General features: G+C 73.8%; 19 protein-coding genes. 15 read left to right on the forward strand and 4 right to left on the reverse strand.

Translation table 11 applies throughout. The annotated features are described in order from the left end of the window. Window positions 1-333 precede the first annotated feature (333 nt). The 12 genes from ABZZ38_RS13620 to ABZZ38_RS13675 all read left to right on the forward strand — a co-directional run bounded on the left by ABZZ38_RS13620 (window position 334) and on the right by ABZZ38_RS13675 (window position 12,196). A complete protein-coding gene (locus ABZZ38_RS13620) occupies window positions 334-1,272 on the forward strand; it encodes a glycosyltransferase family 2 protein (protein WP_356739027.1) in 939 nt (312 codons plus the stop codon). Next, on the forward strand, window positions 1,269-2,240 hold the full coding sequence (locus tag ABZZ38_RS13625; RefSeq protein ID WP_356739029.1) for a PIG-L family deacetylase: 972 nt from the start codon (window positions 1,269-1,271) through the stop codon (window positions 2,238-2,240). The genes ABZZ38_RS13620 and ABZZ38_RS13625 overlap by 4 nt, the downstream gene beginning before the upstream one ends. 79 nt (window positions 2,241-2,319) lie before the next feature. Then, window positions 2,320-3,432 (forward strand): radical SAM protein, encoded by a 1,113-nt coding sequence (locus ABZZ38_RS13630; protein ID WP_356739031.1) that lies wholly within the window; start codon window positions 2,320-2,322, stop codon window positions 3,430-3,432. Next, entirely contained in the window at window positions 3,425-5,755 is a 2,331-nt protein-coding gene (locus ABZZ38_RS13635) for an AMP-binding protein (protein ID WP_356739033.1), read from the forward strand. Before ABZZ38_RS13630 ends, ABZZ38_RS13635 begins: the two co-directional genes overlap by 8 nt. Next, the gene (locus tag ABZZ38_RS13640) at window positions 5,755-6,528 is read left to right on the forward strand and encodes an SDR family oxidoreductase (protein ID WP_356739035.1); all 774 of its coding nucleotides are present in this window, start codon (window positions 5,755-5,757) and stop codon (window positions 6,526-6,528) included. Before ABZZ38_RS13635 ends, ABZZ38_RS13640 begins: the two co-directional genes overlap by 1 nt. Further along, window positions 6,528-7,760 (forward strand): Gfo/Idh/MocA family oxidoreductase, encoded by a 1,233-nt coding sequence (locus tag ABZZ38_RS13645; RefSeq protein ID WP_356739037.1) that lies wholly within the window; start codon window positions 6,528-6,530, stop codon window positions 7,758-7,760. The genes ABZZ38_RS13640 and ABZZ38_RS13645 overlap by 1 nt, the downstream gene beginning before the upstream one ends. Then, window positions 7,757-8,860 (forward strand): LLM class flavin-dependent oxidoreductase, encoded by a 1,104-nt coding sequence (locus ABZZ38_RS13650; RefSeq protein WP_356739039.1) that lies wholly within the window; start codon window positions 7,757-7,759, stop codon window positions 8,858-8,860. The genes ABZZ38_RS13645 and ABZZ38_RS13650 overlap by 4 nt, the downstream gene beginning before the upstream one ends. A gap of 27 nt (window positions 8,861-8,887) precedes the next feature. After that, window positions 8,888-9,241, forward strand: a complete 354-nt coding sequence (locus ABZZ38_RS13655; RefSeq protein ID WP_356739041.1) for a hypothetical protein — start codon at window positions 8,888-8,890, stop codon at window positions 9,239-9,241. A gap of 13 nt (window positions 9,242-9,254) precedes the next feature. Further along, on the forward strand, window positions 9,255-10,187 hold the full coding sequence (locus ABZZ38_RS13660) for a transglutaminase domain-containing protein (protein ID WP_356739043.1): 933 nt from the start codon (window positions 9,255-9,257) through the stop codon (window positions 10,185-10,187). A 210-nt stretch (window positions 10,188-10,397) separates the two neighbouring features. Next, a complete protein-coding gene (locus ABZZ38_RS13665; RefSeq protein ID WP_356739045.1) occupies window positions 10,398-10,766 on the forward strand; it encodes an MmcQ/YjbR family DNA-binding protein in 369 nt (122 codons plus the stop codon). Between the two features lie 61 nt (window positions 10,767-10,827). Beyond that, window positions 10,828-11,226 (forward strand): VOC family protein, encoded by a 399-nt coding sequence (locus ABZZ38_RS13670; protein WP_356739047.1) that lies wholly within the window; start codon window positions 10,828-10,830, stop codon window positions 11,224-11,226. A gap of 28 nt (window positions 11,227-11,254) precedes the next feature. Continuing rightward, window positions 11,255-12,196 (forward strand): ROK family protein, encoded by a 942-nt coding sequence (locus ABZZ38_RS13675; protein WP_356739049.1) that lies wholly within the window; start codon window positions 11,255-11,257, stop codon window positions 12,194-12,196. A gap of 27 nt (window positions 12,197-12,223) precedes the next feature. On the opposite strand, the gene ABZZ38_RS13680 is transcribed toward ABZZ38_RS13675, so the two are convergent. From ABZZ38_RS13680 to ABZZ38_RS13695, 4 genes are read right to left on the reverse strand one after another with little or no spacing between them, the layout of a single operon-like run. Then, the gene (locus tag ABZZ38_RS13680; protein ID WP_356739051.1) at window positions 12,224-13,597 is read right to left on the reverse strand and encodes an alkaline phosphatase family protein; all 1,374 of its coding nucleotides are present in this window, start codon (window positions 13,595-13,597) and stop codon (window positions 12,224-12,226) included. A 41-nt stretch (window positions 13,598-13,638) separates the two neighbouring features. Then, window positions 13,639-14,097 (reverse strand): type II 3-dehydroquinate dehydratase, encoded by a 459-nt coding sequence (locus ABZZ38_RS13685; RefSeq protein WP_356739053.1) that lies wholly within the window; start codon window positions 14,095-14,097, stop codon window positions 13,639-13,641. Continuing rightward, the gene (locus ABZZ38_RS13690; RefSeq protein ID WP_356739055.1) at window positions 14,094-15,476 is read right to left on the reverse strand and encodes an alkaline phosphatase family protein; all 1,383 of its coding nucleotides are present in this window, start codon (window positions 15,474-15,476) and stop codon (window positions 14,094-14,096) included. The genes ABZZ38_RS13685 and ABZZ38_RS13690 overlap by 4 nt, the downstream gene beginning before the upstream one ends. A gap of 18 nt (window positions 15,477-15,494) precedes the next feature. Then, window positions 15,495-15,761, reverse strand: coding sequence for a phosphopantetheine-binding protein (locus ABZZ38_RS13695; RefSeq protein WP_356739057.1), 267 nt, complete (start codon window positions 15,759-15,761; stop codon window positions 15,495-15,497). 670 nt (window positions 15,762-16,431) lie between these two features. Between ABZZ38_RS13695 and ABZZ38_RS13700 the strand changes: the two genes are divergently transcribed. The 3 genes from ABZZ38_RS13700 (at window position 16,432) to ABZZ38_RS13710 (ending at window position 19,346) form a co-directional block, all read left to right on the forward strand. Then, window positions 16,432-17,598 carry a DegT/DnrJ/EryC1/StrS family aminotransferase gene (locus ABZZ38_RS13700; RefSeq protein WP_356739060.1) on the forward strand — a complete coding sequence of 389 codons (1,167 nt, stop codon included), beginning with the start codon at window positions 16,432-16,434 and terminating at the stop codon, window positions 17,596-17,598. Window positions 17,599-17,667: 69 nt separating this feature from the next. After that, on the forward strand, window positions 17,668-18,324 hold the full coding sequence (locus ABZZ38_RS13705; protein WP_356739062.1) for an HAD-IA family hydrolase: 657 nt from the start codon (window positions 17,668-17,670) through the stop codon (window positions 18,322-18,324). Further along, entirely contained in the window at window positions 18,321-19,346 is a 1,026-nt protein-coding gene (locus tag ABZZ38_RS13710; RefSeq protein ID WP_356739063.1) for an LLM class flavin-dependent oxidoreductase, read from the forward strand. The genes ABZZ38_RS13705 and ABZZ38_RS13710 overlap by 4 nt, the downstream gene beginning before the upstream one ends. Window position 19,347: the final 1 nt, after the last annotated feature.

A 19,347-nucleotide genomic window follows, 5' to 3' on the forward strand; every position in this document is an offset into this window, starting at 1 on the left:
GCGCATGACGAGCTCCGTCCGGACGCGCCGGACGCGGATCGGCTTCCGCGTTGTTATGGCCTGAAGGAATCGCCCGGCGGGACCGCTCCGGCGTCCGCGCGTGCTTTCCGATCATGCGGCCTTTCCGAATTCCGCATGCCCGGTTGACTTCCCCGGCTCCGTCGGTGGAGCCTTCCCAGGCGGGCTATTCGCGGACGGTCCCACGTCATCCCGTGTCTTCCTCAGTCGTTCACGCCGGTTTCCGCAGCGCACCCGCATGGTTTCCCGCGTTCCGGAGCGCGCCGGGACTTCGCCGGGTGGTGCGGATTCCCCTGTCGACGGAAAGGCCGATGCATGTCTCCGCCCCTGCCATCCGCTCCGATCACCCTGGCCGTGGTGGTCCCCACCCGGGGCGACCATCAGCGGCTGCGCGTCACGCTCGCCTGTCTCGCCGCCCAAACCGACGCACCCGCCCACGAGGTGATCGTGGTCGACGACAACGCCCCCGACGGCCGTCCGGCACTCGCCGAGGTCCTCGCCGAGGCGCGCGACCGGCTGCCGTTGCGCGTGGTGCCCGGTCCCGGACAAGGGCGCGCGGCCGCCCGGAACGCCGGTGCCGGCGTGGCCGAGGCCGCCTGGGTGGTCTTCCTCGACGCCGACGTCGTCGTCGGCCCCCGCTTCCTGCGGGCGTACGCCGACGCCGCCCGGCCCGGGTTCTTCCTGCATGGCCGGATGCGTGAACTCCCCACAGCGGCGCGCCTGCTGACGGCGCTGGAGGACGCGCCCCGGTCGGAAATCCAGCGGGTCGCCGCCGAGTTGGACGGATCCGTAGCGGAAGCCCGCAGCCGGGATCCCCTGCGCCGCACGATGGCGAACGCCCTGGAGCGCGCCGTCGAGGCGATGGACGCGGGGTCCCTGCCGGACGTCGCCCCCTGGCTCGGCTTGGTCGGCGCCAACTCGGCTGTCGAGAAGGCAGCCTGGCGCTCCGTGGGCGGCTTCGACGAGGAGTTCGGGCGCGACTGGGGCTGTGAGGACATCGAGTTCGGGCTGCGGCTGCACACCGCGGGGCTGCGGCGTTCCCTGGTTCCCGAGGCGTACGGCATCCATCTCAGCCACGCCCGGACGGGCCGCTGGGACCAGCACGGACGGAACATGGAGCGGTTCGCGATGCTGCATCCCCTGCCCGCGGTACGCGCCCTGACCGCCCTGCTCGGCCCCGATGGGACTCCCGAGCGCTATGTGGCCGCCGTCCAGGCCGAGGCGGCCCGGGTCCGGCCGACCGGCACCCGATGAGCGCGCAGCGCGAGGCTCGCGCCCAGGTGGTGGTCTCCCCGCACCCGGACGATGCGGTCTGGTCCCTCGGCGGCCGGCTCGCCCACTGGGTCGCGCGGGGGGTGCCGGTCACGGTGGTCACGGTCTTCGACGGGCCGGCGCAGGAGGTCGATCCGGCCGTCGAGCCGGCATCCGGGTCCGCGCTGGAGGAGGCGGCACCGGCCACCGCCGGAGCACCGGCCCCCGACGCGCGCCGCCCCGACGGCCTCGACACCCGGCGGCACACCTCGAACCCGGTACGTCTCCGCCCGGCCCCGGCCTCCGGCGCCCTCGACCCACCCGGCGCCCGGCGGCAAGCCGCCCAGCCCCTGCTGTGCCGCCACCCCCACGCCCCCGCTCCGTCCGACGCCTGGCGGCACGTCGCCCACTCCGCGGTCCGGCGTCGTGAGGACCGTGCCGCGCTCGGCGAACTCGGTGTCGCGCACGTCTCGCTCGGCTTCACCGACGCCGCGCTGCGTACGACGGACGGCCGGTACCGCTACCGCTCGGCACCCCGGGTCTTCGCCGCGCGCCACCCGGACGACGACGACCTGCCCGGCGCGATCCGGGACGCCCTGCGTCCGCTGTGCCCGCCGGGCACCCAGGTGCACGGCCCCCTGGCCGCCGGCCGGCATGTCGACCACGTGGTGTCCCGGATCGCCGTGGAGCACCTCGCCGCGCCCGGCACCGCCTGGTACGAGGACTTCCCCTACCCCTTGCGCGGGCGGGACCACGACGGCCTCGCTGCCCGCTGCCAGCCCCTCACCGACGCCGAGGTCGAGCGCTGGCTGGCCGCCGCCCTGCACTACGCCAGCCAGGCCGAGACCCTGTTCGGTGGCGCGGACGGGCTGCGCCGGGCCCTCCTCGCCCGGGCCCGCGCCCATGGAGCCGAGGCGGGGACGCCGCACGCCGACCGTCACTGGCTGCGCGCCGAGCCGGACGGCCCCTAGCAGGCCACTGGTTCGGAGCCGGCCCCGCGTACGACCGCGCGTCACGTGCCCCGTCGGACGACCGTGAAAGGACCCCCAGATGCCTCCCCTCCCCCCGCTGCCGCTGATCGGCAACGACCTGGTCATCAACGAGGACTCCTGCAACCTCAGTTGCACTTACTGCCTGACCGGGCAGAGCAACCTCAAGGAGGGCCACTCCCTCAAGCTCATCTTCGACCCGCCCAAGCGCGACGACTACTCCCCGGCCTCGGGCCTCGGCCAACGCATCAACACCGTCGCCGACCGGCTCGGCGACCGCTTCGACCTGCCGCTGCTGAAAGTCACCGGCGGCGAGGTCTTCCTGGTCCGCGGCATCATGGACTTCCTGGAGGAGCAGTCCTCCCGGTACGAGGTCCTCGTCGTCCAGACCAACGGCGTGCTCGTCACCGAGGAGCACCTCGCACGCATGCGGTCCTGGGGCAACGTCGTCCTGCAGGTCTCCCTGGACAGCCACCTCTACCCGGGCAACAGCTACCGCGTGCAGTCGCAGTCGCTGCACACCAAGGTGATCCGGGCCATCAGCCGGATCCTCGACTCCGGCCTGCCGGTGGAGATCTACGGCGTCCTCAACGACCGCAGCGTCGGCGAGCTGGCCGACTTCGCCGGCTGGCTCGCGGCCTTCGACACCGCGCCCACCTTCTTCCCCTTCCCGGTCCGCGGCCCGGACGCCGAGAAGTTCGCCGTCCGGCGCGACCAGATCGGGCACATCGAGGAACTCGCGAGGCGCTACGACGAGTTCAGCCGAGTGCTGCCGCCCCGCGCCTACTTCGACCGGCTGCTCAGCTTCTACCACGAGGGCAGGCGCACCTTCCGCTGCCATCTGCCCCGGCTGGTCGTCTCCAGCTTCAGCGACGGCGTTGTCACCCCCTGCCCCAACATCTGGTTCTCCGACATGGGCAACATCCTCGGCGACGAGGCCGAGCACCTCCTCGACCGGCTCGGCACCAGCGGCCTCTACCAGGCCCTCCTCGCGCCCAAACCGAGGCTGAGCGCCTGCCACGGCTGCTTCACCCCCTGGGACACGCTCTCCATGTACTTCGAGGACGAGATCACCCTCGACGAGCTGTGCGCCGCCCCCACCTACGCCCCGCCCCGGATCCGCGACATGATCGAGCGCGCCAAGGCCGACTACCTTGCGAGCAGCGATGGCTGAGGGCACCGAACGGGCCGAGGACACGCTTCCGCGAACGCTCCCGGACACCCTCCTGGACGCCGTCGGGCGCCTCGCCCCGGACACCGGGATCCTGCCCGGTCGCACCGCGGCCGAGCTGTCGGCCGAGGCGCACCGGGTCGCCGACGCCCTCAAGGCCCAGGGAGCCGAGGGCGAGGTGGTGGTACTCCGGCTGCCCAACGGGCCCGGCTGGGTGGTGCACTTCCTGGGCCTGCTCGCCGCGGGCGCCCGGCCGCTGCCCGTGGCACCCGACACCCCCGACCCCGAGGTCCGCAGACTGCTGGGGCTGGCGGGCGGCGGCCGGGTGCTGACGCCCGCCGACCGGCCCGGCCGGGCGCCCCGGCTCGACGGCACCCCGGGAACCCCCGCCGACGACGGCCCCGGCGTCCTGCTGCCCACCTCGGGCTCCACGGGCGCCCCCAAACTGGTCTGGCGCCCCGAAGCGAGCTGGCTGTCCGAGGCCCGCCGCTACCGCGACGGCGTCGGCCTCACCGCCGAGGACGTACTGCTGCTGCCCATACCGCTCTCGCACGCGTACGCCCTCGGCTGGATGTGCGGCGCGCTGCTCACCGGGGCCGCCCTCAACCCCGTACCTCCCACCGGACTCGGCGAGGCGGCCCGGGCACTCGCGGCCGGGGCCACCGTCGTCGCCCTGGTGCCCGCCACCGCACGGCTGCTGGCCACCCGGCAGCGGCTGCGCGCCCGCCGCGCCGGGCCCGGAGCGGCCCCGCCGGCCCCCCGGCTGCGGATCGCCATGACGGGCGCGGGACCGGTCGACCACCTGCTCGACGCGCTGTTCCGCGAGACCTACGGCGTGGGGCTCGCCCGGAACTACGGCTCCACCGAACTCGGCGCGGTCCTCTCCGGCCCGGCCGGGCTGCCGCCGCTGAGCGTGGGCGCGCCCCTGCCCGGAGTCGGCATCCGCCTCCTGGACCGCACCACCCGCGCCGAGACGGCGGACGGCCCCGGAATCCTCCAGATCCGCACCGACGTGCTGCCCGACTGGCACGACACCGGCGACCTGGCCGTGTCCGAGCAGGGTTTCTGGCGCATCCTCGGCCGCGAGGGCACCGCCGTCCGGCGCGGCGCCCGCTGGGTGGCGCCGCTGGAGATCGAGTCGGTGCTGCGCGCCCACGACGGCGTGCGGGACGTACGGGTCGCCGCCCGGCGCCGGCCCCACGAGGGTGAGGACGGACTGGTCGCCGAGGTCGTCGTGGCCGACGAGGGAACCGGCGAGGAGGAGCTGCGCGCCCACGCGGCCCGGCACCTCGCCCCCTACAAGGTCCCCGACACCTTCCTGCTGCGCACCGCCCTGCCGAAGACCGCCGTCGGCAAGACCGCCGCCCCGGTCCGCTACCGCCTCACCCCGCGGGCACTGCGGGCCGCCCGCGCCTACAAGGAGTCCGAGTTGCTCTTCGCGCTCCACGACCTCGGCGCCCTGACCGCCCTGGCCCAGGGCGCCGACCTCGCCGAGATCAGCGCCGGACTCGGCTGCGACACCCGGGCGCTGGAGCTGCTGCTGGACACCGCGTCGGCCCTCGGTCTGGTCTCGACCGCGCCCGAACCCAGCGGCCCCGCGGTCCCCGCCGACGAACTCGCCGCCTTCGTGGAGCTGGAGAAACGCCTCTCCCGCGATCTGGTGAGCCGGGAGGCGCTGGCCGCCGTGGCGCGTACGGGCATACGGGACCGGCCGTTCGAACAGCGCCCGTACGACGCCGAGTTGGCGCGTGTCTACCAGGGCGCCATGAGCGGCCCCTCCGCCCGCGCCCGCACCGCCCTCGGGCTGCGACTGGTCCGGCCGCGCCCCGGCACCCGGCTGGTGGAGGTCACCGCCGGACCCGGCCGCTACCTGGAGCGGCTGCTCGCCGGCGACCCCACGGCCACCGGCCATCTGTGGCAGACCGGCCGGCTCGCGGGCCCGGTGAGCGAACCGGTGCGCGCGGCCGTCGCCGCCGGCCGGATCACCACCGGGCCGGAGCTGCCGCACGGCTCCGCCGACGTCTGCGTCGTCGCCAACAGCGTCCACGACCCCGCCGGCGGCGCCCCCCTCGCACCGCTGCTGCGGACCCTGAAGCCCGGCGGCCGGCTGCTGGTCGACGACGTCTTCCTGCCCTGCGGCACCCCGGGAGGGGAGCCCGGCGAGGGCGCCGAGCTGGCGCTGGACTGGCTCACGCACGGCGGCACCCGCTGGCCCACCCTCGCGGCGCTCACCGCCGGCCTGGCCGAGGCGGGCGCGGACCTCGTCCGCGACCTGCGATTCGAAGGCTCCCCCTGTCATCTCGTCCTAGCCAAGGAGGCCGACTGATGGGTGATCCCATCGTCCGTATCGCCGAAACCATGGGACAGCGCGGCCGAGTCGTCGTGGTCTCCGGAGCGTCCGGGACCATCGGCAGCGCCTGCGCCCGCCATCTGGCCGAACTCGGCGCCACCGTGGTCGCCGGCTACCACAGCGGCGAGGACCGGGTGGGCAAGCTCGCCGCCCAGGTCGAGGAGGCCGGCGGCACGCTCGTGCCCGTCCGGGCCGACCTGTCGGCGCCGGACGGCCCGGCCCGGCTCGTCTCGGCCGCCCTCGACCGCTTCGGCCGGATCGACGGCCTGGTCGCCGCCGCCGGACTGCGCACCCGGCGCCTCGCCATGGCCACCGACACCGATACCCTCGCCGAACTGCTCGACGTCAACCTGGCCGGCTCGGTCAACCTCGCCAAGGCCTGCCTGAAGCCGATGATGCGGGCCCGCTACGGCCGTATCGTCCTCTTCGGCTCCCGGGCCGGCACCAGCGGCCTGCCCGGCCACAGCGCGTACGCGGCGACCAAGGGTGCCCTGCAGCCGTGGGCCGCCTCGCTCGCCGGCGAGGTCGGCAAGCACGGCATCACGGTCAACGTGGTGGCACCGGGCGCCATCCGGGCCGAAATCATGGACTTCTCGCCCGAGGAGCGTGACCTCGTGCTGAAGTTCATCGGCGCCGGGCGGCTCGGCGAACCGGAGGAGGTCGCCGCGGCGGTCTCGTTCCTGCTCTCCCCGGCGGCCTCGTACGTGAACGGCAACACCCTCGTCGTGGACGGCGGTGCACGTTTTTGATGGCCGGCACATCCAACGCACCCTCCGACCCCGGCGCGACCACCGCGCCTTCCCAGCCCCGTGCAGCCGACGCGCCGCCCCTGCGCACGGCCGTCCTCGGCGCGGGCTGGGTCTCGCGCACGGTCTGGGTGCCGCTGCTCGAGGCGCACCCCGCCTTCGAGGTGACGGCGCTCGTGGACGCCGACCCGGCCGCGGCCCGTGCCCTGGCGCCGCCCGGACGCGAGGTCGTCGTCGGCACCAGCCCGGACGACCTCGCCGGCCTGCCCATGGACCTCGCCGTCGTCGCACTGCCCAACCACCTCCATGTGCCCGTCGCCCGCACCCTGCTCGGCCGCGGGATCCCGGTGTTCGTGGAGAAGCCGGTCTGTCGCACCGCCGCCGAGGCCCGGGCCCTGGCCGAGGCCGCCGGGGGCGGCGCGGGCGTGTACGCCGGGAGCGCGGCCCGTCATCGCGCCGACGTCCAGGCCCTCGCCGCGCTGCTGCCCTCGCTCGGCGATCTGCGCGCCCTCGGCCTCGACTGGACCCGGGCGTCCGGGATCCCGCAGCGCGACGGCTGGTTCACCGACCGCCGGCTGGCCGGCGGCGGCGCCCTGCTCGACCTCGGCTGGCATCTGCTGGACGTCGGTCTCGACCTGCTCGGCTGGCCCGGGGTGACGGCCGCCCTGGGTGCCGTCTCCGGCGATTGGCTCGGGGACGCCGGCGCCACCGCCGACTGGAGCCCGCGCGACCGGGACGGCGACACCCCGGCCCGCACGGCAGGCGACCCGGTGGAGGACACCGCGCGCGGATTCCTGCTCACCGACACCGGCGTCGCCATCTCCGTGCAGGCGCGCTGGGCCTCGCACCAGGCGGTGGACAGCACCACCCTCACCGTCGAGGGCACCAAGGGCGTCGCCGTCCTGCGCGGCACCTTCGGCTTCAGCCCGCACCGCGTCCCGCGCTCCTCGCTGACCGTGCTGCGGCGCGGCGAGCGCACTGAGGTACCGCTGCCCGACGAACCCGTCGGCATCGAGTACGAACGCCTCGTCGAGCACCTCGCCCGGCGGCTCACCGGCCCGGCGAGGGCGGCCGCACCCGGCGCGGACGGCGGCTCGCTCGCCGAGATCGGCGTACTCGCCTCCTGCGTCGACCGGCTCTACACGGCGGCCGGCCGCCCCGGCCCTTCCCCGAAGACCCCGCAAACCCAGGCATCCCCGGAACCCGCCCGCTCTCAGGCCCGGAGTGCACCATGAAATTCGCGTACTTCACCCATGTATGGGGACGGGAGAACCTCACCGTCCGCCAGCGGTACGAGGAGCTGTGGCAGGAGGTCGAGGCGGCGGACCGGCTCGGCTTCGACTACGCCTTCTCCGTCGAACACCACTGCACCCCCGAGGAGAGCTGGATGTCCTCGCCCGCGGTGTTCTGCACCGGCGCGGCGCTGCGCACCGAGCGCATCCGGGTGGGGCCGATGGGCTGGGTGCCGCCGCTGCACCACCCGCTGCACATCGTGGAGCAGGCCGCCACGCTCGACCGGCTCCTCGGCGGCCGGCTGGAGGTGGGCCTCGCCTCCGGGGTCAGCGACCAGCCGTTCCGGCCTTTCGGCGCCGACTTCGCCGGCCGCAAGGAGCGCACCCGGGAGTGCGCCGACCTGCTGCGCACCGCGTTCACGAGCAAGGGCCCCTTCGACTTCGACGGGCCCGTGCACCGACTGCGTGACATCACCCTGTCGTTCGGCGCTGAGCAGAGCCCGCACCCACCGCTGTGGATCCCCACCACGGACCGCGCGACCCTGCGCTACCTCGCGAGGACCGGCGGCCACACCTGCTCGACCATGATCGTGCCACGGGCGGCCATGGGCGTCGTCTACCGCCACTACGTCGACTGGTGGCGCAAGGAGGGGCAGCCGGGCGTGCCGAACATCGGCTACTGGAGCCTCGTGCACGTGGCCGAGACGGACACCGAGGCCGAAGCCCGGGCGGCGGAGCAGGCGACCCGCACCTTCGTCGAGACCCTGCGCTACGGCTCGGTGCGCCGCTCGGCCGACCGGCCCGCCCCGGCGAGCGGCCTGAACACCGCCGACATCCTCGCAGGCTGCCACGACTTCCGGTTCCTGATGGACCACAACCTGATCTTCGTCGGCTCCCCGCGTACCGTCGCCGACCGCATCGCCGAAGCCGCCCGCGAGGGGCACTTCAACACCCTCTTCGGCGAGTTCGTCTTCGGTGACATCACCGGCGACGAGGCGATCGGCTCCATGGAGCTGTTCGCCCGGGACGTCGTCCCGCTGCTGGCCCCGTTCTCCCCCTACCAGCCGCCCGAGATGGCCGAGCCGAGCGTCGCCGTCTCCTGAACCCCCAGGGATCCAGCCTTGACCTCCATGACCGAACGCGACGGCGTGCTGATCGGATTCGCCGACGACGACACCGCCGCCCGCCAGGAGCTCGCCCGGCGCCTCACCGACGCCGTCGCGCGGCGCGGCGCCCGGACGACCGTCCTGACCGGCCCGGCGGTGCCCGCCGAACTGCGCGCCGTCGGCCTCGTCGTCGAGGTGACCGGCGGACCGCGCGGCGCCGAGCCGATCGTCGTCCCGCCCGGCGAGCCCGATCCGCTGCACCTCCTCCTGCGGGAGCTGGAGCGGCACGGGCTGCCGCCGGCACCCGCCGCGCCCTACAGCCCCGACGAGGAGGACGAGGTGGCCCGCCGTCTCGAAGCCCTCGGCTACATCGACTGACCGGGGTCGCCCCATGGTGACGCCCGTCAGCAGCAAGCCGGGCGAGCGGCAGCTCCCCGAGCCCGAGCGCATCGAAGACCTCGTGCGGCGCCTGCGCCAGGTGCCCGACCGGCAGCGGCGCTTTTCGGTCACGCCCGCGCAGGCCCGCCGTGTGCACGGCATCCGCCACGACCTGCTGGCCGCGCTCACCGCCGCCGGCGTCCCGCACGTCGGCGCGGGCGACGAACGGCTCTACGACGCCTATGACCTCGGCAACGCGGCCCTGCACCTGGGCCGACTCTCGGTGCAGAGCCGGTCCATGCGCGCGTGGGCCAAGGCCTGGCAGACCGCGCTGGACCAGGCGCCGGGCCACCGCGTCCAGGTGGTCTCCGCCTGCCCGGCCCCGGGCCACCCCGGCGCCTGCCGCTACGGCGTGCTGCTCGACGGCCGGCGGCGCCAGGTCGAGGGCCCCGCGACAGAGGCCCGCCTCGGGGAGCTGCGTGCGGCCCCCGCCGCTCGCGCCTGGCCCCCGCTTTCGCCTGCCTTGAGGGAGTTGCTCCGGGAGGTGGCGGACATCGGGTTCTTCCTGCTGCCCGAGGCGGTGCGCTGGGACCCGGAGTTCATGTGGCGCACCCGCATGTCGGACTGCGGGGGCGCCGCGGCCTGGCTGGTCCACGAGGGCGGCCGGCGCGGCCTGGAGAGCCGGTTCTCCTTCGGGCTGCTGGTGGCCGCCCCGTATTCCACCCCGCACTGCTGGGCGGAGTTCCGCGTCGACGGGGTCTGGGTGCCGGTCGACCCGCTCCTCGTCCAGGCGCTGAACCAGTGGGGCGGACTGGACCCGAGCGCCTTCCCGCCCGACGGTACCCCCGGCGCCCTCTTTCACCGCCTCACCGACCGCTTCACCAAGGTGGTGAGCCACGGCGGCATCTGGGCGCAGGTGTCACTGCCGACGGAACGGACCGACTGAGCGGGCCGGGCGCGGCGGCGCACCGACGGCGGATCGCGGCACTTCCAGCGCGGTGCCAGCCTTTTTCGGCCATCGTGCCCCGAACCCGGGCGCGTTGGACGCCACGGCCGGAGGGACGGCCTAGGCTGGCGGGCGCCACCGGAGTGCCGGACTCCGTCGGCCGCGTGCGTCCCGGCACGTCGCCGACCCCTCAACGACGAGAGGACGGGCATGACCCCTGAGGAACTGTCGGACTTCGCCCTGGAGCTGCCGAGCACCACGGACGACGAGGCCTTCGGCCCCGGCGCCACGGTGTTCAAGGTCGAGGGCAAGGTGTTCGCCATCCTTCAGGACGCCACCGACGGGGGGCCCGCGCAGGTCACCCTGAAGTGCGAGCCCGATCTCGCGCTGCACCTGCGTGACCAGTACCCGGCGGTGGGGCCCGGCTACCACGTCAACAAGCGGCACTGGAACACGGTCCTGCTCGACTCCACCGTCCCGACGCCCGAGCTGCGGGAGATGGTGGAGCACTCCTACGACCGCGTGGTGTCCGGCCTGCCGAAGGCGGTGCGCGAGCGCCTGCGGCTCCAGCGCGGCTGATCCGCCGCGACCGCCCGCGCACACCCCGACTCGTCCACCGACAAAGGAAAGAGCACCACTCATGGCAGTCCCTCAGCTGTCCCTCTTCGGAATCGTCGTCGACGACATGTCCAAGGCCCTGGCGTTCTACCGCCGCCTCGGGCTGGACATCCCCGCCGAGGCCGACTCGCAGCCGCACGTCGAGACCGTGCTGCCCGGCGGCGTGCGGCTCGCCTGGGACACCGTGGAGACGGTCCGCAGCTACGACCCCGAATGGAAGGCGCCCACCGGCAGCCACCGGTTCGCCGTCGCCTTCGAGTTCCCCGACGCACAGGCCGTCGACGCGAAGTACTCCGAACTGGTCGACGCGGGCTACGTCGGCCACATCGCGCCCTGGGACGCCGTCTGGCGCCAGCGCTACGCCATCGTCCTCGACCCCGACGGCACCGCGATCGACCTGTTCGCACCGCTGGCCGACTGACCCGGCCGCCACCGCGGGAGCCGGTCCGTTGCCGTACCTCGGGATCGACATCGGCGGCACGAAGGTCGCGCTGCTCCTGGAGCGGTCCGGCTCCGCGCGCCCGGCACGGTTCAGGTTCACCTGGCCCCGGGGCGGCGGCGCCGACGACGATCTGGACGCGCTGGCCTCGGCGGTGTCCCGGATCGCGGCCGATGCCGGCCCCGACGGGCTCGCCGGGATACGGGCGGCCGGTCTCGCGCTGCCGGCCACCGTGCGGGAGGGCAGGATCACCACCTGGCCCTCCCGGCCGAGCTGGACCGGGCTGCGCCTCGACGCGCTGCTGGGGCGGGTACTGCCGGAGATACCCGTGGTCCACGAGGACGACGGCAACCTGGCCGCCCTCGCGGAGGCCGCCCGCACCGGCGTGCCCGACCTCGCCTATCTGGGCCTGGGCACCGGAGTGGGCGGCGGCATCGTCCTCGGCGGGCGGCTGCACACCGGCCCGTTCGGCGGCGCCGCCGAGATCGGGCACCTGCTGATCGATCCCGGTGGCGCCGCCTGCGTCTGCGGGCGGACCGGCTGCCTGCAGGCCGTGGCCTCCGGCACCGCGACGCTGGCCCGGGCCGCCGCCCTGCGCGGCACCCCGGTGGACGCGGCGGCCTTCCGCGCCGGGCTCGCCGAGGGACGCCCCTGGGCCACCGGCCCGCTGCGGCAGACGGCGGCGGCGCTGGCGGTCGCGGCCGTCAACCTCGGCGAACTCCTCCAGTGCCGCGAGGTCCGCATAGGCGGCGGCTTCGGCCACGGCACACCAGGCCTGCTCGGTCGGGTCCGCGCGGAGGTCCGGCGGCTGACCCGCCCCGGCGTCGACCCTCCCGCGATCCGCCGCGCCGCCCACGGCGCCGACGCCTCCCTGTACGGAGCCGTCCTGCTGGCCCGCACGGAAGGAACGGCGAAGCCGGCCGGCTCCCGCGCCGACCGGCCTTCGCCCTGACAGGCCCGGGTCCCGAGCCCTTCCGCCTCACCCGGGCAGCCGTCCGCCTCCCGGCAGGCCCAGCAGCTCCCGTAGCGCGGGAGCCACGTCGTACAGCGACAGGTCGTCCGCCCGGCCCGGGGTGATGCCGGGGGAGTCGAGGACGAAGACGCCGGTGTCGCCGTGGTTGGCGTGGTCGGGGCCGGTGTCGTTCTCGGTGGTGTACAGCCCCTGGCCCATGCCCAGGGTGGCCAGCGCGCGCCAGCGCAGGTTGCCCACGTAGACCAGCAGGTCGGGGGCGATGCCGTTGACCTCCGGGTAGAGCTGCTCGGGGCGCAGGGCCCGGGTGCCCATCGGGTTGCCCCGGTCGTCGGGCAGCCGTTCCAGCGCGCTCGCGATCCGATCCAGGGTGTCGTCGTACTCCCGCGCCGGTACGACGCCCTCGGGTTCGCGGCCCTCCACGTTGAGGAAGATCCGGCCGTAGTAGCCGCCCTCCGCCCACGCCGTGGTCCGTTTCCAGTCGACGTGCGCCCGCGCCATCGGCGTCGGCCCGTCCGGTTCCTTCGCCAGGACGAGCAGCCCCTCCCGCCGCAGCCACTCGTTGATGAACAGCCCGCCGACCATGGGCTGCGCCCCGTGATCGGAGACCACCAGGACGGAGGTGTTCTCCGGCAGGCACTCCAGGAAGTCGCCGATGTGCCGGTCCAGCGCACGGTAGTAGTCGCGGAACAGGTTCTCGTAGGGGTTGCCCGGCTCATGGCGCGGGTGCTCCGGGTCGCAGTACTTCCAGAAGCCGTGGTGCAGCCGGTCGGGGCCCATGTCGACGAAGGAGAGGAACTCCCAGTCCTGGCGGGTGGCCAGATGCCGGGCTACCTGGAAGCGCTGCTCGCTCATGTCGAAGATCTGCTGGGAGACCCGGTCCAGCTCGGGCGAGCGGAAGTTCTCCACGTCGAGCGCGTAGCCGCCGGTCAACTTCTCCAGCTCGTCACGCAGCGCGGGCGGCGAGGTGTACTCGGCGCGGGTCGAGGGAGCCAGGAAACAGGAGACCATCGCGCCGCGGATCGGCGTCGGCGGATAGGTGCCGGGCACGCCCAGCACCACGCTGTCCCGGCCCGCGGCCGTCATCTCGTCCCAGATTCGCGGCGCCCTGATGCTGTGCGAGGTGGCGAAGGCCAGCGGCCCGTAGTCGTGGGCCGCGCGGTCACGGAAGCCGTACACCCCGAGTTCGCCCGGCGTCCGGCCGGACATCATGCACGACCAGGCCGGCATGGTGATGGGCGGGTCGACGCTGCGCATCGGGCCCCACAGTGAGCGCTGCCGCAAGGCACTGAGGACGGGCATGTCCTCGGCGAACCGGTCGAACAGGAGCTGCGGCGTCGCCGAGTCGAGTCCGATCACGGCCACCCTGCCGGGCTGGGGCATCGATTCCTCCCTCTCTGGGGGACGGGGGTCGGCGGAGGCGCTCAGGAGGTCGGTCCGGTCCGGCTGCCGGGGGGCACGAGCTGGGTGAGGGCCTGGGCGGCGACGCGGTAGCCGAGTGCGCCCATGCCCATGACCACGCCGGAGGCGAGCGGGGCAGTGACGGACATGTGACGGAAGCTCTCCCGCGCCCAGACGTTGGACAGGTGCACCTCGACCCAGGGCGGCGCGAAGTCGGCCAGCGCGTCCCGCAGTCCCCAGCCGGCAATCATCAACGCCCCGGGGTTGACCAGTGCGCCGACCGCGCCGCCGTGCTGCTGGAGCAGATCGATCAACTCCCCTTCGCCGTTACGCTGTTCGGCTACCAGCTCCCAGCCGCGGGCGGAGATCTCCTTGGCCACCTCGGCCTCGATCCGGGCCAGCGTGGTGGTGCCGTAGATCTCCGGCTGGCGGGTGCCGAGCGTGCCGAGGTTGGGGCCGTTGAGCAACAGCACATGGCTCATTTCCGGTCTCCCTCGCCGGCGCCCAGGACGACCGCGCCGTCGAGCCCCAGCGGCCGGATACCGATCGAGGCGAGCACGGTCGGCGCCACGTCCACCATCTCGAACGGCTCCTGCGGCACACCGGCGGCCTCCCGCGGGACATGGGCGCCGCGCCGGTAGAACACGGCGTTCTCCCGCGTGTGGGTGCCGGTCAGCGTGTCGGAGCGCAACTGGGCCGTGCCCTCCCAGCCGCCGCGCAGCTGCACCCCCGGCGCGGGCAGCGCCAGCAGATCCGCCGCATGGCCGGCCAGCGGACCGTGGTACAGCTCCGCGGACCGGTACACCGCGGAGACCAGCAGGGGACCGTCCACCTCGGCACCGACCCGCTCCCCGTCGCAGCGCAGCGCGGCCAGTTCGGTGGCGATCTCCTCGGCCAGTTCCTCCGCCTCGGAGTCGGTGAGCCCGCCGCCCGGGAACCGCTTCTTGCGGTGCAGGTAGATACGCGCGGGATCGAGGGCGAAGGCCCGGGTGCGGGCGTCGAGTCCGGCCGCGAGCTTGGGCGCGGCGCTCAGCGGGGCCAGGTGCCCGGCCTCCCGCAGCCAGGAGTTGACGTAGAACTGCCGGTCGGCGGGGCCGAAGCCGTGGTCGCTGACGAGGAAGAGCTCGTCGTCGTCCCGGCACAGGTCGACGAGTCGGCCGACGCAGGAGTCGACCAGCCGGTAGAAGTCCCGTACGGGCCCGTGCAGCGGGTCGGCGGGGTCGGTCACGGCCCGCCACAGGAAGTGGTGCACCCGGTCGGTCTCGGTGATGACCGCCACGCCCAGATCCCACGGCTCGTGGGTGAGCAGGTGCTCCATGGCGTCGGTGCGCGCCCGCAGTGCCCGTACCGCCCGGCCGAGGAACTCTTCGGGCGCCTTGGCCACATCGCCGACCTCGACGTCCAGCTCGTAGCCGAAGCCCCGCAGCACCGGAAGCAGCCGGGCCGGGGTGACCGCGTGTTCCATCCGGGGCGCCACGAATCCGGAGACCACGACACAGTCGGCGACCGGCGCGGGATAGGTGCCGGGGACGTTCAGGCACACTGTACGGCCGCCCGCAGCGGCGGTCAGCGCCCACAGCGGGGGCTGGCGCAGCTGCATCAGATTCGGGAAGTGGATCCGGTAGTCCGCGTCGGGCACGAGGTCGGTGAAGCCGAAGATGCCGTGCCGGCCGGGATTGGTCCCGGTCAGGAAGGTGGCCCAGGAAGTGGAGCTGATCTCCGGCACCGGAGCCCGCAGCTGGGCACAGTAGCCCTCGGCGAGCAACGCGCCGATGCGGGGCAGGATCCCCTCCGCCGCGAGCTCGGTCAGCAGGGTGCGCGGCATTCCGTCGAGCCCGATGATCAGGGCGCGCTCGGCCATGTCTGCTGTCTCCGTTCGTCAGGTGGTGGGCGTGCTGCTGCGGTCCAGGCGGTCCTTGACGTAGGCGGCGAGCAGATCGAGATCGTCGATCAGCTTGATTGAGAGGTCTTCATCGGCGATCTCCACCCCGAATTCGCTTTCGACCCAGATCAGGAACTCGATCGTGTTGATCGAGTCGAGTCCCAGCGCTTGCACGAGCCCGTGGTCGGGGACGTCGGACGGCTCGATGGACAGTTCCAGGGAGTCCACGAGCACCTTGCGCAACCGAGCCTTTATCTCTTCCACGGCGGAGCGTCCTTTCAGGGGAAACGCGAACCGGACGAGCGGAGGTGCAGGGGAAGGCGGGCAGAAGGAGAGCGGCAGGGAAGCCTGCGCGGGCACCGCCCTCGGCGCGGGCTGCCGACCGGTCCGGACAACCGCCGGCCTGCGGGGAACCCCGAACGGCAGCATGGGAATGTGACCGGGGCATCGACGGTTTTCCTGCCGGGGCACCACGATAGGCGGAATTGCACGTCGGTTCAGGTGTGCATTCTGGCCATTCCTGTGATGCGGGTGGGACGGCGGAGAACACCGGCCCCGGTGCGGTGTGCAGCGGTGTCCCGGCCAAGGTCCGGTGGCCGTGGGGGTGGCAGAAAAGCAACCGTGCGGACCGCGGCGAACGCGCCCCCTCCGTCGCGGTGTTGACGCCGTTCAGTGGACCTTGCAGGATTTGGACCGCCGGGCGACCCGGATCGCCCGCCACCGTCTGCCCGTTTCCGTCAGCGCAGCTCGACCGGGTCGGACCCGACCCGGACTCCTTCGTCAACGCGACGCCCGGTAAGGCCCCGCCTCGGCGCCGCGAACGACGGGCTCGCCCCGGCCCGCGGCCTCGCCCGCCACCGGACCGGACGCCGCCCCGGGGAGTCGTCGCCGTATCGCGCGCCGCACACCGACCGAGACGACGAGAGGCACGCCTATGTCATCCGCTCCGGCCCAGCCCACCCTGACGTTCCCCGCGTGGCCGCAAGCCGGTGCCGAGGAGCGCGAGGGTCTGTTGCGCGCCCTGGACCAGGAGGGCTGGTGGCGCAACGGCGGCAGCGAAGTGGACGGTTTCGAGCGCGAGTTCGCCGAGCTGCACGGGGCGCCGTACGCCGTCGCCACCACCAACGGCACCCACGCCCTCGAACTGGCGCTGTCCGTCCTCGGCGTGGGCCCCGGCGACGAGGTCATCGTGCCCGCCTTCACCTTCATAGCGTCCTCGCTCGCCGTCCAGCAGCTCGGCGCGGTCCCGGTGCCCGCCGACGTCCACCCCGACACCTACTGCCTCGACATCGAGGCCACCGCACGGCTCATCACCCCGCGCACCAAGGCCGTCATGCCGGTGCACATGGCGGGCCAGGTCGCGGACCTCGACGCGCTGGCGGAACTCGCCGAAGCGACCGGCGTCACCGTGCTCCAGGACGCGGCGCACGCGCACGCGGCCCGCTGGCGCGGCCGCCGGATGGGCGAGTTCGGCTCGATGGCGGCGTTCAGCTTCCAGAACGGCAAGCTGATGACGGCCGGCGAGGGGGGCGCCCTGCTGCTGCCGGACGAGGAGAGCCACCGGCAGGCGTATCTGCGGCACGGCTGTGGGCGCCCGCCGGGGGACCGGGTCTACGCCCACCTCACCCAGGGCTCCAACTACCGTATGAACGAGTTCTCGGCGGCCGTTCTGCGGGCGCAACTGACGCGGCTGGAGGCGCAGATCGCCGTACGCGAGCAGCGCTCCCGCCAACTGACGGCGGCGCTCGCGCGGATCCCGGGTGTGGTGCCGCAGGGCCGGGACGACCGCTGTGACGTGAAGTCGCACTACATGACCATGGTGCGGCTCCCCGGGGTGACGCCCGAGCGCCGCGCCGCCGTAGTGGACGCGCTGAACGCGCACGGCGTTCCCGCGTTCATCGGCTTCCCTCCGGTCTACCGCACCACCGGCTACTGGCAGGGCCCGTACTCCGGCGACGCCGAGGAGATCGGCAAGCGCTGCCCGGTGGCCGAGGAGATCGGCGGCGACTGCGTGTGGCTGCACCACCGGGTGCTGCTCGCCGACACCGCCACCGTGGACCGGCTCGCCGAGGTGTTCGCCGAGGTCGTGGCCCGCACCTGAGCCGCAGGGGCCCGGTCCGCCGCGCACATGGAGACGCTTCTGTCAGGTCTATCAGGGAACGGGGAGCAGATGACGGCTCAGCGTGAGTTCGGCACGGTGGTCTTCGACTTGGACGGGGTGCTCATCGACAGCTTCGCGGTCATGCGCCAGGCGTTCGCCATCGCCTACCGGGAGGTCGTGGGCGAGGGAGAGCCGCCGTTCGAGGAGTACCGTACCCATCAAGGGCGCTACTTCCCGGACATCATGCGCCTGATGGGCCTGCCCCCGCAGATGGAGCAGCCGTTCGTCGAGGCCAGCCACCGGCTCATCGCCGAGGTCGAGGTGTACTCGGACGTACCCCTGCTGTTGAAACGGCTGCGGGAGTGCGACATCCGTACCGGTATCGCCACCGGGAAGTCGGGGGCGCGGGCGCGCACCGTCCTGGAGGTGGTGGGCCTGCTCCCGCTGCTGGACACGGTCGTCGGCAGCGACGAGGTCCCGCGGCCCAAGCCCGCCCCCGACATCGTCCGCGAGGCGCTGCGCCGGCTCGGCGCCGGACCCGAGGACGCCGTGATGGTGGGGGACGCCGTCATCGACATCCAGAGCGGCCGGGCCGCCGGAACGGCCACCGCGGCGGCGCTGTGGGGGGAGACCGCACCGGATCCACTGCGGGCGGAGCGCCCCGACTTCGTCTTGGAGCGCCCCGCCGACCTGCTGGCGCTCGTCCCCGGCGGGGCGGCCCGATGAGCCCCGAAGCCCCACGCCCGCGCTTCAGCGTCGTCGCCCCGCAGGGCACCAACCTCGAACTGGCCGGGCTCGACGGAGCCGGCGCCTGGCGGACCCTGGCCGACACCGCCGCGCTGGCCCGCGCCTGCGGATACGACACGCTGTGGCTGGAGGACCGCACGGACACCCTGCCGCGCCGGGAACCGCAGCCGGTGACCGAGTGCTGGACCGCGCTCGGCGCCCTCGCGGCGACCGTCCATGACATCGGCCTGGGTCTGCTCAGCGCGGCTCCGCCCCACCGCAACGCCGTCCTGCTCGCCAAGCAGGCGGCAGGCGCCGACATCATCTCCGGTGGCCGCTTCACCCTGGGACTGCCCACGGCCCCACACCTGCCGGAACACGTCGCCGCGGGCACTGCCCGCCCCGGAGCCGAGACCGATCCCGCTCTCACCGAGACGATCGAGGCGCTGCGGGCGCTGTGGTCCGGCGCCCGCACGACCGTCGACGGCGAAACCGTCACGCTCGCGGGCGCCCACGCGGTGCCCGTCCCGGTCCAGCCTCGACTGCCCCTGGTGATCCGGGCGGACGCGGCCCGTCCGGACGCCGCCGACCTGCTGCCGGAGGCCGCGGTCCGCGAGTGCGCCGCCGTGCAGTGGCAGGGAGAGCCCGGTGAAGTGGCGCACGCCGTCACGGAGTTCCGGCTACGACAGGAGAAACTCGGCCTGGATCCGGCCCGGACACGGCACGCGCTCCTCGCCGAGTGCCGGGTCTTCGAGGACCGGGTGAGCCGGGACCGATGGCTGTCCACCCCGCATGTGGTGGCGTTCTGGAGCCACCACCCCGACCTGCTGGCCCGGCGCAGTCTGTACGGGACCGTCGAGCAGCTCCTCGAACGCTCCGGGCGCTATGTCGCCGCCGGGGTGACGGAGTTCGTTCTGTGGTTCCGCGACTACCCGGAGACCGAGAGCCTGCGCCGGGTCGCCGAGGAGATCGCCCCGCGGCTGCCGGCGCTCGCCCACGGCACGGACTTTGAGGAGGCGTAGT

It is taken from the genome of Streptomyces sp. NPDC006368 (genome assembly GCF_040612535.1).
Classification (GTDB): Bacteria; Actinomycetota; Actinomycetes; order Streptomycetales; family Streptomycetaceae; genus Streptomyces.

Coding starts and splice junctions, on each gene's coding strand:
- ABZZ38_RS13620 (WP_356739027.1), top strand. CDS start 334: ATGTCTCCGCCCCTGCCATCCGCTCCGATCACCCTGGCCGTGGTGGTC.
- ABZZ38_RS13625 (WP_356739029.1), top strand. CDS start 1,269: ATGAGCGCGCAGCGCGAGGCTCGCGCCCAGGTGGTGGTCTCCCCGCAC.
- ABZZ38_RS13630 (WP_356739031.1), top strand. CDS start 2,320: ATGCCTCCCCTCCCCCCGCTGCCGCTGATCGGCAACGACCTGGTCATC.
- ABZZ38_RS13635 (WP_356739033.1), top strand. CDS start 3,425: ATGGCTGAGGGCACCGAACGGGCCGAGGACACGCTTCCGCGAACGCTC.
- ABZZ38_RS13640 (WP_356739035.1), top strand. CDS start 5,755: ATGGGTGATCCCATCGTCCGTATCGCCGAAACCATGGGACAGCGCGGC.
- ABZZ38_RS13645 (WP_356739037.1), top strand. CDS start 6,528: ATGGCCGGCACATCCAACGCACCCTCCGACCCCGGCGCGACCACCGCG.
- ABZZ38_RS13650 (WP_356739039.1), top strand. CDS start 7,757: ATGAAATTCGCGTACTTCACCCATGTATGGGGACGGGAGAACCTCACC.
- ABZZ38_RS13655 (WP_356739041.1), top strand. CDS start 8,888: ATGACCGAACGCGACGGCGTGCTGATCGGATTCGCCGACGACGACACC.
- ABZZ38_RS13660 (WP_356739043.1), top strand. CDS start 9,255: ATGGTGACGCCCGTCAGCAGCAAGCCGGGCGAGCGGCAGCTCCCCGAG.
- ABZZ38_RS13665 (WP_356739045.1), top strand. CDS start 10,398: ATGACCCCTGAGGAACTGTCGGACTTCGCCCTGGAGCTGCCGAGCACC.
- ABZZ38_RS13670 (WP_356739047.1), top strand. CDS start 10,828: ATGGCAGTCCCTCAGCTGTCCCTCTTCGGAATCGTCGTCGACGACATG.
- ABZZ38_RS13680 (WP_356739051.1), bottom strand. CDS start 13,597: ATGCCCCAGCCCGGCAGGGTGGCCGTGATCGGACTCGACTCGGCGACG.
- ABZZ38_RS13685 (WP_356739053.1), bottom strand. CDS start 14,097: ATGAGCCATGTGCTGTTGCTCAACGGCCCCAACCTCGGCACGCTCGGC.
- ABZZ38_RS13690 (WP_356739055.1), bottom strand. CDS start 15,476: ATGGCCGAGCGCGCCCTGATCATCGGGCTCGACGGAATGCCGCGCACC.
- ABZZ38_RS13700 (WP_356739060.1), top strand. CDS start 16,432: ATGTCATCCGCTCCGGCCCAGCCCACCCTGACGTTCCCCGCGTGGCCG.
- ABZZ38_RS13705 (WP_356739062.1), top strand. CDS start 17,668: ATGACGGCTCAGCGTGAGTTCGGCACGGTGGTCTTCGACTTGGACGGG.
- ABZZ38_RS13710 (WP_356739063.1), top strand. CDS start 18,321: ATGAGCCCCGAAGCCCCACGCCCGCGCTTCAGCGTCGTCGCCCCGCAG.